Origin of the sequence: Streptomyces filamentosus, assembly GCF_014654895.1 — a bacterium.
Taxonomy (GTDB): Bacteria; Actinomycetota; Actinomycetes; order Streptomycetales; family Streptomycetaceae; genus Streptomyces; species Streptomyces filamentosus.
Genome location: NZ_BNBE01000004.1, coordinates 402863 through 415207 on the forward strand (window position 1 = coordinate 402863; position 12345 = coordinate 415207).

At 76.0% G+C, this 12345-nt stretch carries 12 protein-coding genes and 1 riboswitch; of the genes, 3 read left to right on the forward strand and 9 right to left on the reverse strand.

The window, feature by feature from the left end:
• Positions 1 to 6: 6 nt before the first annotated feature.
• Positions 7 to 666, reverse strand: a complete 660-nt coding sequence (locus IE326_RS35620; protein ID WP_190044535.1) for a DUF6197 family protein — start codon at positions 664 to 666, stop codon at positions 7 to 9.
• A gap of 331 nt (positions 667 to 997) precedes the next feature.
• Positions 998 to 1185, forward strand: a riboswitch (cyclic di-AMP (ydaO/yuaA leader).
• A 2-nt stretch (positions 1186 to 1187) separates the two neighbouring features.
• Between IE326_RS35620 and IE326_RS35625 the strand changes: the two genes are divergently transcribed.
• Complete coding sequence (locus IE326_RS35625; protein WP_190044536.1) at positions 1188 to 2117, forward strand: LysM peptidoglycan-binding domain-containing protein; 930 nt, start codon at positions 1188 to 1190, stop codon at positions 2115 to 2117.
• Here IE326_RS35625 and IE326_RS35630 read toward each other — a convergent pair.
• The 3 genes from IE326_RS35630 to IE326_RS35640 form a co-directional block, all read right to left on the reverse strand.
• Positions 2111 to 3433, reverse strand: coding sequence for a phosphoribosyltransferase (locus IE326_RS35630; protein WP_190044537.1), 1323 nt, complete (start codon positions 3431 to 3433; stop codon positions 2111 to 2113). The two genes, IE326_RS35625 and IE326_RS35630, sit on opposite strands and share 7 nt — an antisense overlap.
• A gap of 98 nt (positions 3434 to 3531) precedes the next feature.
• The gene (locus IE326_RS35635; RefSeq protein ID WP_190044538.1) at positions 3532 to 4455 is read right to left on the reverse strand and encodes a universal stress protein; all 924 of its coding nucleotides are present in this window, start codon (positions 4453 to 4455) and stop codon (positions 3532 to 3534) included.
• A 125-nt stretch (positions 4456 to 4580) separates the two neighbouring features.
• Positions 4581 to 5345 carry an alpha/beta fold hydrolase gene (locus IE326_RS35640; protein WP_190044539.1) on the reverse strand — a complete coding sequence of 255 codons (765 nt, stop codon included), beginning with the start codon at positions 5343 to 5345 and terminating at the stop codon, positions 4581 to 4583.
• Positions 5346 to 5551: 206 nt separating this feature from the next.
• Between IE326_RS35640 and IE326_RS35645 the strand changes: the two genes are divergently transcribed.
• Complete coding sequence (locus IE326_RS35645) at positions 5552 to 8137, forward strand: SpoIIE family protein phosphatase (RefSeq protein WP_190044540.1); 2586 nt, start codon at positions 5552 to 5554, stop codon at positions 8135 to 8137.
• A gap of 130 nt (positions 8138 to 8267) precedes the next feature.
• The gene (locus IE326_RS35650; RefSeq protein WP_150233814.1) at positions 8268 to 8528 is read left to right on the forward strand and encodes a type B 50S ribosomal protein L31; all 261 of its coding nucleotides are present in this window, start codon (positions 8268 to 8270) and stop codon (positions 8526 to 8528) included.
• 108 nt (positions 8529 to 8636) lie between these two features.
• Here the strand turns inward: IE326_RS35650 and IE326_RS35655 are convergent, their stop codons facing one another.
• The 5 genes from IE326_RS35655 to IE326_RS35675 form a co-directional block, all read right to left on the reverse strand.
• Positions 8637 to 9134: a peptidylprolyl isomerase gene (locus IE326_RS35655; protein WP_190044541.1), complete on the reverse strand. Its 498-nt coding sequence runs from the start codon at positions 9132 to 9134 to the stop codon at positions 8637 to 8639.
• 124 nt (positions 9135 to 9258) lie between these two features.
• Positions 9259 to 9477, reverse strand: a complete 219-nt coding sequence (locus tag IE326_RS35660; RefSeq protein WP_229915817.1) for a hypothetical protein — start codon at positions 9475 to 9477, stop codon at positions 9259 to 9261.
• Positions 9478 to 9555: 78 nt separating this feature from the next.
• Positions 9556 to 10059, reverse strand: coding sequence for an NUDIX domain-containing protein (locus tag IE326_RS35665; RefSeq protein WP_190044542.1), 504 nt, complete (start codon positions 10057 to 10059; stop codon positions 9556 to 9558).
• A 198-nt stretch (positions 10060 to 10257) separates the two neighbouring features.
• Positions 10258 to 10965 carry a response regulator gene (locus IE326_RS35670; RefSeq protein WP_190044543.1) on the reverse strand — a complete coding sequence of 236 codons (708 nt, stop codon included), beginning with the start codon at positions 10963 to 10965 and terminating at the stop codon, positions 10258 to 10260.
• Complete coding sequence (locus tag IE326_RS35675) at positions 10962 to 12215, reverse strand: sensor histidine kinase (protein ID WP_190044544.1); 1254 nt, start codon at positions 12213 to 12215, stop codon at positions 10962 to 10964. Before IE326_RS35675 ends, IE326_RS35670 begins: the two co-directional genes overlap by 4 nt.
• Positions 12216 to 12345: the final 130 nt, after the last annotated feature.

Sequence of the window (12345 nt, forward strand, 5' to 3'; positions counted from 1 at the left end):
CGGCGCTCAGCGGCCGGCCAGGGCCGCGCGCCGGATCGTGGCGTCGAGCAGGCCGAGCGCGTCCTCAGCGGTGCGGCCGGGGGCGCGGTTCCAGGGGCCGATGAGCCCGTGCCACCCTTGGGACCGCAGCTCGGTCATGATCCAGGCGCCGGCCTCGTTCATGGTCGACGCGCTGCCGTGGCCGAGCCGATGGGCGGCGAGCAGGGCGCCGCAGACGCACCGGGCGCCCCGCGCGTCGCGCAGCCGGTACGGGGTGTTCTGCCAGCCCCATTCGACCAGGACCCGGCGCGCGTGGGCCAGGTGGACGGAGGGCGGCACGTCGCGCCGGCCGATCCGGCGCCAGACGTGCAGCCGGTCCGGGAGCGCGGCCCCGATCCGTCCGGGCAGCGGGCGCTCGGCGGGCGGCGCCGGCGGCAGCGCGCCGACGGCGTCGAGCGCGTCGGCGACGAGCCGGTCCACGGGGACGGAGAGGAGGCTCCGCCAGCCGTCGGCTGCGGGCTCCGGGGGGACGGGCAGGGCGGGAGTGGACGGGGCGGGCTCGGCGGGCGCGAGGATCCGTTCCCAGGCGGCGCTCTCGTAGAGGCGGGCCGCTTCACGGTCGAGGGTGTCGAGGGCTTCGGAGACGTCGGGGGCTTCGGAGCCGAGCAGGGGGACAGAAGGGGACATTCCCACATCATTAGCAAGGAATGTCCGGCTTGCCACTTATGCGACACGCACCTCTCCCGCCCCACCACTCCCCAGCCATTCGCATTACGCCGCAGAATTCCCCGAAAGGAATGAGTCTCCCTATTCGGACATTACGCTCCCCGTGACGCGACTCACTTCCCCCGCCCCGCCGGCGACCCCGCACCCGCCACCGGCCGTGCGGCACAAGGGATTCGAACGGAAGGCCGGAAGCGGTCGATCTTGAATTCCCGCCATTCGATCTTTACCTTTCCTTTTCCCGTGCATTCGCGTCTTGTTCCGCCCCGCATTCCTCGCCTACGGTCACCTCCATTCGAGCGGATCGCCGAATCCTGCCACCGCCCGAAGGACCTCCCATTTCACCCGACGGCAGGAGCGGGGGACCCACCACACCGCCGGCCCGGTCATCCGGAACGGCTCGGGGTGAAGCCGCGTGCGCGCGGCCGGACACCTCCCGTCCGAACCCGACAGCTCACCTCGCAGGCGCCGGAGAGGAAACCGTCATGCCCGCTCACGGCAAGCACCGCCGCCCCCGACGCCGCCCCGTCTCCCGAGGTCTCGCCTTCGCGGGCACCGGCGGAGTCGCCCTGGCCCTGCCCCTGGTCGTGCCCGCCGCGGCCGGCGCCGCACCCGCCGCGCAGTCCGCCGCCCCGGCCGCCGCCGCCCCCTCCACCGCCCTGTCCGGCGCCGTGCACGCCTCCGCCGTCGCCGCAGGAGCGGTCTCCGCGGTGCCGGCCGCTCCCGCCGCCGCCCCGCGCTCGTACACCGTGATGAAGGGCGACTCGCTTTCCCTGATCGCCCAGCGAAAGGGAATTCAGGGCGGCTGGAAGTCGCTTTACCGGGCGAACGAGAAGGCCGTGGGTGACAATCCGTCACTCATTCACCCGGGTCTCGAACTGACGATTCGTCGGGATTCCGCGAAGGCCGCTCCCGCGCCGGCGAACACCGCCCGGAAGACCACCGCCGAGCCCGCCTCCACCGGTGCCGGAGGTTCCGCCGAACGGGCGAGCCGGTCCGTCACCCGTACCGCGACCCCCGCCGTACGGGCCGCCGCCGCGGAGGCCGCCTCGCGCACCGCCGCGCAGGCGGTGCCCGCCGCCGCGACCCGCTACACCGACGACCTCGACGGCTGGATCCGCGAGTCGCTGGACATCATGGGCCGCTACGGCATCCCCGGCTCGTACGACGGCATCCGCCGCAACGTCCTGCGCGAGTCCTCCGGCAACCCCCGCGCCATCAACCTGTGGGACTCCAACGCCGTGAAGGGCACCCCCTCGAAGGGCCTCCTCCAGGTCATCGACCCGACCTTCGCGGCCTACCACGTGCCGGGCACCGCCGCCGACCCCTTCGACCCGGTCGCCAACATCACCGCGGCCTGCAACTACGCGGCCGACCGGTACGGCTCCATCGACAACGTCAACGGCGCCTACTGACCGTCCCGTCCGCCCCCGTCCCCCACCGCCCCCGCCTCCCCGAAGCGGCCGGTGAACCAGGCCGTCGCCAGCGCCGCCACCTCCTCCAGGGCTCCGGGCTCCTCGAAGAGGTGACCGGCGTCCGGCACGACCTCCAGCCGGCGCTCGCAGCGCAGCAGTTCCAGGGCCCGCCGGTTGAGGTCCAGGACGGGCTCGTCGGCCCCGCCGACGATCAGCAGGGTCGGGGCCCTGACCCGGCCCAGCCGCTCCCCCGCCAGGTCGGGCCTGCCGCCCCGCGACACCACGGCCGTCGCGTCGTCCCCCGGTGAGGCCGCCGCCCACAGCGCGGCGGCCGCGCCCGTGCTCGCCCCGAAGTAGCCCCGGGGCAGGGCCCCGGTGCCCGGCCGACCGGCCGCCCAGGTCGCGGCGCGGGCCAGCCGCCCGGCGAGCAGCGGGGTGTCGAAGACCCGCGCCCGGTCGGCCGCCTCGGCCTCGGTGAGCAGGTCGAAGAGGAGCGTCCCGAGGCCCGCCCGGTTCAGGGCGGCGGCCACCGCGCGGTTCCGGGGACTGCGCCGGCCGCTGCCGCTGCCGTGGGCGAAGAGGACGAGCCCGGTGGCCCCGTCGGGGAGGGCCAGGTCGCCCGGCAGCTCCGGTCCCCCGGCCGGGATCCGTACGTCCTCGTGGCGGACGACCGGGTCGCGCGCCGCCCGGCTCCGGTCGAGCCGGGCCACCACCTCGGCGTCCCGCGTCTGCCCGAAGTCCCGGTAGAACTGGCCGACCGCGGCGAAGGACGCCGGGGCGCGGACGGCGACCGTCTCGTCGGCCTCGCCGCCGAGCCGGACCGTCCAGTCGCGCGGCGCCACCGGCACCGCGAGCACGATCCGGGCGGCGCCCCCGGCCCGTACCACCCGGCAGGCCGCCAGCGCGGTCGCGCCGGTGGCGATCCCGTCGTCGACGACGACGACCGTCCGCCCCTCCAGCGGCACGGCCCGGCGGCCGCCCCGGTACGTCCGGGCCCGCTCGGCCAGCACCGCCCGCTCGCGCTCCTCGACCGCCGCCAGCTCCCGGCCGGTGACGCCCGCGCCCCGCACGATCTCCTCGTTGAGGACCCGGACCCCGCCCTCCCCGATGGCGCCCATGGCCAGCTCGGGCCGGCTCGGCACGCCCAGTTTCCGCACCAGGCAGACGTCCAGGGGCGCGCCGAGGGCCTCGGCGACCTCGGCCGCCACCGGGACGCCGCCGCGCGGCAGGCCGAGGACGACGGCCCCGGCGCCCCGGAGGTGGTCGAGGCGGGCGGCGAGCTGCCGTCCGGCGTCCGTGCGGTCGGCGAAGTACATGGCGCGCCGCCTTCCCGGTGGGCGTTGCCTGCGGGGCCTTGGCACCTCCAGGGTCCCACCCCTCCCCTCCGGGCGGCGCGACGCGGCCGGGCGGCAGGTCAGTCCGCGGTGTTCCGGACGACGGCGACGGGGCAGTGGGCGTGGTGCAGCAGGGCCTGGCTCACGGAGCCGAGGAGCAGCCCGGCGAAGCCGCCCCGGCCGCGGGCCCCCATGACGAGCAGCTGGGCCCCTGCGCTCTCCTCCAGCAGGACCTCGCGCGGCTTCCCGCGCAGCAGCCGGGGCTCCGCCCCGATCCCGGGGTGTCGCACGGCGGCCCGGGCCAGCGCCCCGTCGAGGACGTGTTCCGCCTCCTCCCGCACCTTCTCGGCGTCGTGGAAGGCGAAGGTGAGGTCCCCCGGCCCGGAGCGCGGGGTCCAGGCGTGGACGGCGACGAGCGCGGCGCCGCGGGTCCGCGCCTCCGCGAACGCGAAGTCGACGGCGGCGTCGGAGTCCGGCGAGCCGTCGACCGCGAGGAGCACCGGTCCGTCCGGCTCGTCCCGGCCGCGCACCACGAGGACGGGGCACGCCGCGTGGGCGGCGAGGTGGACGGCGACCGAGCCGAGCACGAGGCCGCTGAAGCCGCCGGTGCCCCGGCTGCCGACGACCACGAGCTCGGCGCCCCGGGAGCGGGTGGCGAGGACCACGAGCGGTTCCCCGGTGATCAGCTCGCCGGAGACCTCGGTGCCGGGGGCGACCGCCTGGGCCCGGGCCACCGCCGTGTCCAGGACGATCTGCGCCTGCCGCCGCAGGCCGCTCTCGGTGGGCCCGTACACGGAGGGTTCCAGGTCGACGCGGAAGAGCGGCCAGAGGAAGGCGTGCGCGACGACGAGCCGCGTCCCGCGCCGGGCCGCCTCCAGCGCCGCCGTCTCGACCGCTTCCAGCGCCGACCGCGAGCCGTCCGTGCCGACGAGGACGAACGGCCCGCCGGACGCCTCCGCGGGGGTGGTCTCCGGCGTCGTGGCCCGTCCGTCGCTGCGTTCCATCGCTGTTCCGTCCTTCCGGTGGGGGTGCGCCGTGCGCGGGTGTCGATCGAGTACACCCGTCGGCTGCCCCCGGGGCCCGGAGGCACGCGGGCCGGAGGTCCCGCGTGACCCCGCCGAAGGCCCCGTCAGGCGGCGAGGAACGCCTCGACGGCGCGGGCCAGGTCCTTCGGGTTCTCCTCAGGCGGGTAGTGCCCCGCATCCGCGAGGACCTCCAGGCGGGCGTTGGGGTACCAGCGCAGCCAGGTCGCCTCCATCGCCTCGGCGCCGAGCGCCGGGTCGTGGGCGCCGACGACCAGCAGCACGGGGACCGGGTTGTCGCGGACCCGCTCGTGGAAGTCGGCGGTGGCCCAGGAGTCCAGGTAGGAGCGGAAGGCGGCCGCGGAGGAGCGGTTCACCGAGCGGTCGACGGCGGCGTCCAGCCACGGGGCGCCGTGCCGGCCGCCGGTGGTGTGGTCGATGATGGCCCGGCGCAGCGCCGGGTCGTCGACGGCCCCGGCGAACAGCTGCCGGCTCTCCTCGTCCAGGGGGAAGCCGGCGGCGGAGACCGGGGAGATCCCGATGAGCGAGCGGACCCGGCCGGGGGCGTCGAGCAGCATCAGCTGGGCCGCCTTGCCGCCCATGGAGTGGCCGATGACGGAGAAGGAGTCCCAGCCGAGGTCGTCGGCGACGGCCAGGGCGTCCGCGGCGACCTCCTCCATGGTGTAGGCGCCCTCCGCGTCGAGGGCCTCGCCGTAGCCGCGGCAGTCGAGGAAGGCGTAGCTGCCCGTCGTCTCGTCGAGGTGGGCGCGGAGCGGGTCGAAGGTGCTGCGGTCGCCGAACCAGTTGTGGAGGACGAGGGCCCTCCCCGGGCCGTCGCCGTGGACGTCATACGGAAGGACCCGGCCGGTCATGGTGCCCCCTGCGTGCGAGGTGGTGGAGGTGGTGGGTGGTGTCCTCCGCGCGCTCGGCGCGACGGCGGACGACGACCGAGTGTGACGGTCCGGAAGCGCTTGGTCAACAGGATCCGGGATTCCGGGGACGGCGCGGGCACGCGCGCGCGGCACGAGGGAACGGCCGTTCCTGGCCCGCTCCGGTTCGGTGCCGGGCCGTCGCCGGGATGCGGCGGGTTTCGCAGCGGGCGCATGCTGGCTGTGTGACCCCGCGCGCCCCGTCGCCCGGCCCGCCTTCCGGCCGGGCGTCCCCCGGTACGCCGCCGCCGGCCCTGACGCAGGCGCTGGCGGAGGCGGCGACGGGCGCCGTCGAGGAGGTCGACGGCTATGCCGGCGGGGTGTACCTGCGGTCCGGCACGGAGGGGCTGCTGCGGCTCTCGGTGCTCGCGGGGCTGCCGGGCGAGCTGTTCCGGCCGTGGTCGCGGATGCACACCAACCGTCCGTTCCCGGTCGCCGAGGTGCACCGGTCCGGGCAGTCGGTGCACCTGTCGGACGTCGAGGAGTCGATGCGCCGGTTTCCGCAGCTGGTGGCGAGCCTCCCGTTCCCGTTCGCCTCGCTGTACGCGCCCGTGGTCGCCGGCCGGGAGCGCTTCGGGGTCCTGGTGGTGCTGCGGCCCCCGGCCCCGGGCCTGCCCGTCGGTGCGCGGGACAGGGAGCGGACGACCCGGGCGGGACTGCGGCTCGGGGAGGTGCTGGCGGGGCTCGCGGCGAAGGGGACGGCCGTGGCGTGGCCGGGCGAGCCGGTCTGCGTGCAGCTGCCCTCGGGGGCGGTGCCGCCGGTCCGGTTCGGCTCCTTCGACTGGGACCTGGCGGCGGGGACCGTGGCCATGGACGACGGGCTGCGGGCGATCCTCGGCGTGCGGGAGGCGTCCCCGCTGCCGGTCGAGGCGCTGACCTCGCGGCTGGACCCGGAGGACGGCTACGCGCTGTGGGCGGTGGCCCGCAGGACGGGCGCGCCGGACGGCGGGGGGTCGGTGCGGCGCCTGCGGCTGAAGGGACCGGACGGCGGGCTGCACCTGCTGGAGGTGTCGGCGCGCTCGCGGTTCGTGGGGCGGGACGGGCACGGGCACCTGGCGGGCGCGCTGGTGGACCTGGGCACGGGGCTCGTCGGCTCGGACGCCACGGACCGGCTGCCGCGGGCCATCCTGGCCATCGACCGGCTCGGCCGCGTCACCTACGTGAACGAGCGGACCGAGCGCCTCCTCGGGCGGCCGCGCGGCGCGCTGGCCGGGCGGCCGCTGTGGGAGGCGCTGCCGTGGTTCGCCCATCCGTTCCACGAGGAGCAGCTGCGGGCGGCGCTGCTGTCGTCCGAGCCGGTGCGGTTCCTGGCCCGCCCGGAGGGGGACCGGTGGCTGTCGGTGTCGCTGCACCCGGGGCGGGACGGCGTGACCATGGTCCTCGTCCCCGAGGAGGCCCCGGTGCCGGAGGCGTCCGCGCCGCCGCCCGTGCCCTCCTCCGTACCGCCACCGGCGCCGGCGCCGCCCCGGCCCGCGGCGTCCCCGCGGGCCGGGGACGGGATCGGGTCGGCGGGCGCGCGGGCGTCGTCGCTGTACCGGCCGGTGGCGCTGGCGATCGCGCTGACCGAGGCGGTGACGGCGCGGCAGGTGTCGGCGGTGGTCACCGAGGAGCTGCTGCCGGCCTTCGGCGGCCGGCAGCTGGCGATCTACCTGCTGAGCGACCGGCGGCTGTACCTGGCGTGGGAGACGGGTTTCCCGCCGGGCTTCCTGGACCCGTTCGACGGGGTGGCGCTGGACGCCCGGGTGCCGGGGGTGGACGTGCTGACGACGGGGCGGGCGCTGTTCTTCGAGTCGATGGAGAGCCTGGGCCGGGCCTATCCGGAGCTGCCGCTGGACGCGGAGAGCGGGGCGCGGGCCTTCCTGCCGCTGATCGCCTCGGGCCGTCCGGTGGGCTCCTGCATCCTCGGTTTCGACCGGCCGCGCGACTTCGACCCGGAGGAGCGGGCGGTGCTCACCGCGCTGACCGGGCTGATCGCGCAGGCGCTGGAGCGGGCGCAGCGGTACGACTCCGAGGCCGCGGTGGCGCGGGGGCTCCAGGACGCGCTGCTGCCGCACCGGCTGCCGGTGCGGGCGGGCGTGGAGACGGTGGGCCGCTATCTGCCGGGGACGCAGGGCATGGACGTGGGCGGCGACTGGTACGACGTGGTGGAGACGGGGCGGGGCGAGCTGGCGCTGGTGATCGGGGACGTCCAGGGGCACGGGGTCGCGGCGGCGGCGACGATGGGGCAGCTGCGGAGCGCGGTGCGGGCGTTCGCGCTGAGCGGGCTGCCGCCGCAGGAGGTCGTGCGGGGCACCAACCGGCTCCTCATCGACCTGGACCCCGGGCAGTTCGCGAGCTGCTGCTACGTGGTCCTGGAGCCTCGGACGGGCGAGGTGCGGGCGGTGCGGGCCGGGCATCCGCAGCCGCTGCTGCGCCGGCCGGACGGGACGGCTCAGGTGCTGGACGTCGCGGGCGGGGTGGTGCTCGGGGTGGACGAGCGGGCCGCGTACCCGGTGACGCGGCTGCGGCTGGATCCGGGTGCGGTGCTGGCGCTGCACACGGACGGGCTGGTGGAGCGGCCGGGCGCGGACATCGACGAGGGCGTGGAGCGGCTGCGGCGGACGCTGGCGTCGACGGGGTCGCTCTCCCTGCCGGAGGCGGCGGACCGGCTGATGCACGAGGCGGTGCGGGCGTCGGACCGGCCCGACGACATCGCCCTGCTGCTGGCGGCCCGGGAGGGGCCCGGCGGCGGGTAGGGCTCACCCGGTCGGGTCAGCGGCGCTGGTCGGCGGGGGCGGGCGCGACGAGGCTGGGGAGGGTCCGTGCCGTCCGGGCCCGGACGAGACGGGGTGGCCGCGCGGCGGCCGCCCGAGGCGAGGAGGTCCCGTGCAGCAGGACAAGCAGCCCGACTACCGTCCCGTGGTCTTCCGCGACCGTTCGGCGGGGTACGCGTTCCTGACCCGGTCGACCGCGACGAGCGAGCGGACGATCGAATGGGACGACGGTGAGACGTATCCGGTGATCGACGTCGAGATCTCGTCGGAGAGCCACCCGTTCTACACGGGGAAGGCGAGGACCGTGGACACGGAGGGCCGGATCGCCAAGTTCGAGCGCCGCTACGGCGAGGGCGGCGAGGGCGCCTCGTAGGGGCGCGCCGTGGGCGGGGGCGGTGGGCGGTGCGTCCGGTGGACGCCGCCCGGCCGCCCCTGCCTCAGGGGTGTCCCCCGTTTCCGGGGAACGGCGGGGGCGGGTGGATCAGCCCTCGACGACGCCGGACTTGGCGATCTGGATCTTGGCGCTGGTGGCGCCGGAGCGGGAGCCCAGGGCCTCGACCTGCTTGACGACGTCCTGGCCCTCGACGACCTCGCCGAAGACGACGTGCTTGCCGTCCAGCCAGTCGGTGACGACGGTGGTGATGAAGAACTGCGAGCCGTTGGTGCCCGGGCCGGCGTTCGCCATCGAGAGCAGGAACGGGCGGTCGTGCTTGAGCTTGAAGTTCTCGTCGGCGAACTTCTCGCCGTAGATGCTCTTGCCGCCGGTGCCGTTGTGGTTGGTGAAGTCGCCGCCCTGGAGCATGAAGGCGGGGATCACGCGGTGGAAGCCGGAGCCCTCGTAGCCGAAGCCGTTCTGGCCGGTGGCGAGCTCGCGGAAGTTGCGCGCCGTCTGGGGGACGACGTCGTCGAAGAGGTGGAAGACGATGCGGCCGATGGGGTCGCCGTTGACGGTGATGTCGAAGAAAACGTTGTTGCTCATGGGGACATCCTGTCATTACCCGCGCACCGCGCGCGCACGGACCGCCCCCCGGCGGGTCACGACGTGCCGGTGCCCCGCGCGGACAGGGACGCGGGGCACCGGTGACGGAGGGGGAGGCGGCGGGTCAGCGCAGTCCCTGGGCGGAGCTGTCGGCGACGGTGCCCTCCACCGTCGTGACGGTCTCGTGGAGGGTGGACGCGGCGCTGTCGTCCTGGAGGAGCCCGGTGGCCCCGCCCAGGCCCAGGGGGGTGTCCGCGGCGCTGGCCTGCGGCGGCGGGGTGACGAGGGCGGTGACGACGCCTGCGGCGAGGGAGGCGATGGCGAGCATGCTGCGCTTCTTCATGCCCTGGTCAACTGTCGGGACGGAAAAGGGTTACGGGTCTCGGCCCGGCCGGTGGCGCCGGCCCGCCGGCGGCCCGGGTCAGTCCTCGTCGGGGTCGGTCTCCACGTAGACGGTCATCCCGGTCCTGCGGGCCCGGTCGATCTCGGCGAGCCGGGTGAACTCGCGCGGTTCCATCTCCCGCTCCCACTCCTCCAGGGTCCCCAGGCGGTACTCGCTGTGCTCCCGCGGGTCGAGGACGAGACCGGCGATCTGCTCGTCCGTCAGCTCGCCGCCGTCGAAGATGAAGCCGATGCGGTTGGCGGGCCACTCCGCGCCCCGGTCCGTGGCGAAGTGGGTGCCGAGGAGGCGGGGTTCGCCGGTGAAGACGATCCCGGTCTCCTCGCGGCACTCGCGCACCGCGGTCTCCCAGGGGGTCTCCCCCGGGTCCATGTTGCCGCCGGGCCACTGCCACCGTTCGCCGAGGTAGGCGGCGCGGAGCTGGAGGGCCCGGCCCGCGGTGTCGGTGAAGTAGAGGCAGGCGTACGCGGTCGCCCTGGGGAGGGTCTCGACGTACTCGGCGGGCGGCAGCCAGGTGTTCGTCATGGAGGGCTCTCTCTCGACGGACCGATGGGTCGCCTCCCATCCAAGCGGTCCGGCGGGGGCGGTCCGGCCGCTCCGGGGCCGATCACCGGATCGTGTGATCGACTCCGGCGGGAGGGTGCCCCCGCCCGTCCCCGTCCCCGTCCCCGTCCCCGTCCCCGTCCCCGGGGCGACCGTGCCCCGGCTCCGGCCGGGGGCGGGTCAGCCGGTCGAGACGAGTCCGGCCTCGTAGGCGAGGATGACGAGCTGGACCCGGTCGCGGGCCTCCAGCTTGGAGAGCAGCCGGGTCACGTAGGTCTTGACGGTGCCGGGCGTGATGTGGAGCCCTTCCGCTATCTCGGTGTTGGACAGGCCGCGGCCGACGAGGGTGAGCACCTCCCGTTCGCGTTCGGTGGTGCGCTCGGCGAGCCGGAGCGCGGCGGGCGGCGCACCGGCGGCGCGGGGGCCCTGGCCGTCGCGGGGGCGGCGGGTGAACTCCTTGATGAGGCGTCCGGTGACGCCGGGGGCGATGAGGGCGTCGCCGGAGGCGACGATCCGGACGGCGGCGAGGATGTCGTCCATAGCCATGTCCTTGACGAGGAAGCCGGAGGCACCCGCGTGGAGGGCGCCGTAGACGTGGTCGTCGTCGTCGAAGGTGGTGAGGACGACGACCCGGGCGCCGGTGGGTCCCGCGGTGATCCGCCGGGTGGCCTCGATGCCGTCGGTGCCGGGCATGCGCAGGTCCATGACGACCACGTCGGCGCCGGTCTCCTCGACGAGCCGGACGGCCTCGTCGCCGTCGGACGCCTCGCCGGCGACGAGGAGGTCGTCGGTCTCGGCCATGACCATGCGCAGGGCGGTGCGGATCAGCGGCTGGTCGTCGGCGAGGACGACCCGCACCGGGGGCCGGGACGGGGCGGGGGCGGTCATGCGGGGGTGGCTCCTGACGGGAGGGGGAGGCGGGCGGTGACGCGGAACCCTCCGCCGGGGCGGGGTTCCGCGGTGAACTCTCCGTGCAGCAGTCCGACGCGCTCGCGCATGCCGACGAGGCCGTAGCCGGAGCCCGTGCCGGCCCGCCCGCCGCCGCGGACGGGGGCGCGTCCGGGGCCGGGGCCGGGGTCCTCGACGGTCAGGGCGAGGACGTCGGGGTCGCGGTGGTCGACGGTGACGGTGCAGGTGTCGGCGCCGGAGTGGCGGACGACGTTGGTGACGGACTCCTGGAGGACGCGGAAGGCCGAGAGGTCGAGGTCGGGGGGCAGGGGACGCGGGGCTCCCACGCGGCGGACGGCGACGCGCACGCCGGCGGCCCCGGTGGTCTCGGCGAGCCGGTCGAGGTCGGCGAGGCCGGGCCGCTCGGGCAGCGGAGGTCCGGCGGAGGCGTCGGCCGGGGCGGCGGGCTCGTCGGCGGTGCGGAGGGCGCCGAGCATGCGGCGGAGTCCGGCGAGGGTCTCGCGGCTGGCGGCCTCGATCTCGTCGAGGGCTTCGCGGGCCAGGTCGGGACGCTTGTCGATGACGAGGCGGGCGGCACCGGCCTGGAGGGCGACGATGCCGATGCTGTGGGCGACGGTGTCGTGCATCTCGCGGGCGATCCGGAGCCGTTCGTCGGTGACGGCCCGCTCGGCGGCGCGGGTGCGGGTCTCCTCGGTGTGGCTGCGGGTCTGGTGGGCGGCGCGGCCGAGGAGCCAGGCGACGCAGGTGGTGGAGAGCACGGCGAGGGCGGTGGTGGTGCCGACGCTCCAGCCGGAGAGGAGCCGGACGCCGAGGTGGCCGAGGAGGACGCCGGCCGCGAGGAGGACGGCGCGCTCGGACTCCTTCCGCGGGCGGGCGGCGGCGATGGCGTAGAGGGCGACGTCGACGGCGAGGTACTGGGCGAGCGGGATGGCGTTGACGCCCAGGGGGGTGGAGCCGACGACCGCCGCGGCGAGGAGGTGCCCGAGACCGGCGGCGGGCCGGCGGCCCAGGAGCGCGCTGCCGCGGAGGGCGAGGGCGGTGGCGAGGGCGAGCATGGTGAGCCCGTCCCAGCGGAGGAAGACGACGCCCCTGAAGACCTCGGCCTGCTCCTGCCCGGGGAGGCGTATTCGCAGGAGCACGGTGAAGAGGAGCCCGGCGCACCAGGCGAGCGCGGCCCACCGGCCCGGGGTGACCCGTCTGAGGAGCGGCACTGCCGAGGTCGCTGGCATGCGGGGATCCTAGATCGCGGAGAGGTGGCGGGTCATCAGCCCCGGGGCATACGACCGGGGGTGACACGGGGTCGGGGGATTGTCGGTCCTGGGTGGATGTCCGGGTGCGGTGCCCCGCGGCACCGTGGTG

What these genes read in the sequence shown, in the direction of transcription:
- IE326_RS35635 (WP_190044538.1), bottom strand. Translation starts at nt 4,455, where the DNA reads ATGGAACGCAGCGACGGACGGGCCACGACGCCGGAGACCACCCCCGCG.
- IE326_RS35675 (WP_190044544.1), bottom strand. Translation starts at nt 12,215, where the DNA reads ATGCCAGCGACCTCGGCAGTGCCGCTCCTCAGACGGGTCACCCCGGGC.
- IE326_RS35655 (WP_190044541.1), bottom strand. Translation starts at nt 9,134, where the DNA reads ATGAGCAACAACGTTTTCTTCGACATCACCGTCAACGGCGACCCCATC.
- IE326_RS35660 (WP_229915817.1), bottom strand. Translation starts at nt 9,477, where the DNA reads ATGAAGAAGCGCAGCATGCTCGCCATCGCCTCCCTCGCCGCAGGCGTC.
- IE326_RS35645 (WP_190044540.1), top strand. Translation starts at nt 5,552, where the DNA reads ATGCGGCGGGTTTCGCAGCGGGCGCATGCTGGCTGTGTGACCCCGCGC.
- IE326_RS35630 (WP_190044537.1), bottom strand. Translation starts at nt 3,433, where the DNA reads ATGTACTTCGCCGACCGCACGGACGCCGGACGGCAGCTCGCCGCCCGC.
- IE326_RS35670 (WP_190044543.1), bottom strand. Translation starts at nt 10,965, where the DNA reads ATGACCGCCCCCGCCCCGTCCCGGCCCCCGGTGCGGGTCGTCCTCGCC.
- IE326_RS35640 (WP_190044539.1), bottom strand. Translation starts at nt 5,345, where the DNA reads ATGACCGGCCGGGTCCTTCCGTATGACGTCCACGGCGACGGCCCGGGG.
- IE326_RS35620 (WP_190044535.1), bottom strand. Translation starts at nt 666, where the DNA reads ATGTCCCCTTCTGTCCCCCTGCTCGGCTCCGAAGCCCCCGACGTCTCC.
- IE326_RS35625 (WP_190044536.1), top strand. Translation starts at nt 1,188, where the DNA reads ATGCCCGCTCACGGCAAGCACCGCCGCCCCCGACGCCGCCCCGTCTCC.
- IE326_RS35665 (WP_190044542.1), bottom strand. Translation starts at nt 10,059, where the DNA reads ATGACGAACACCTGGCTGCCGCCCGCCGAGTACGTCGAGACCCTCCCC.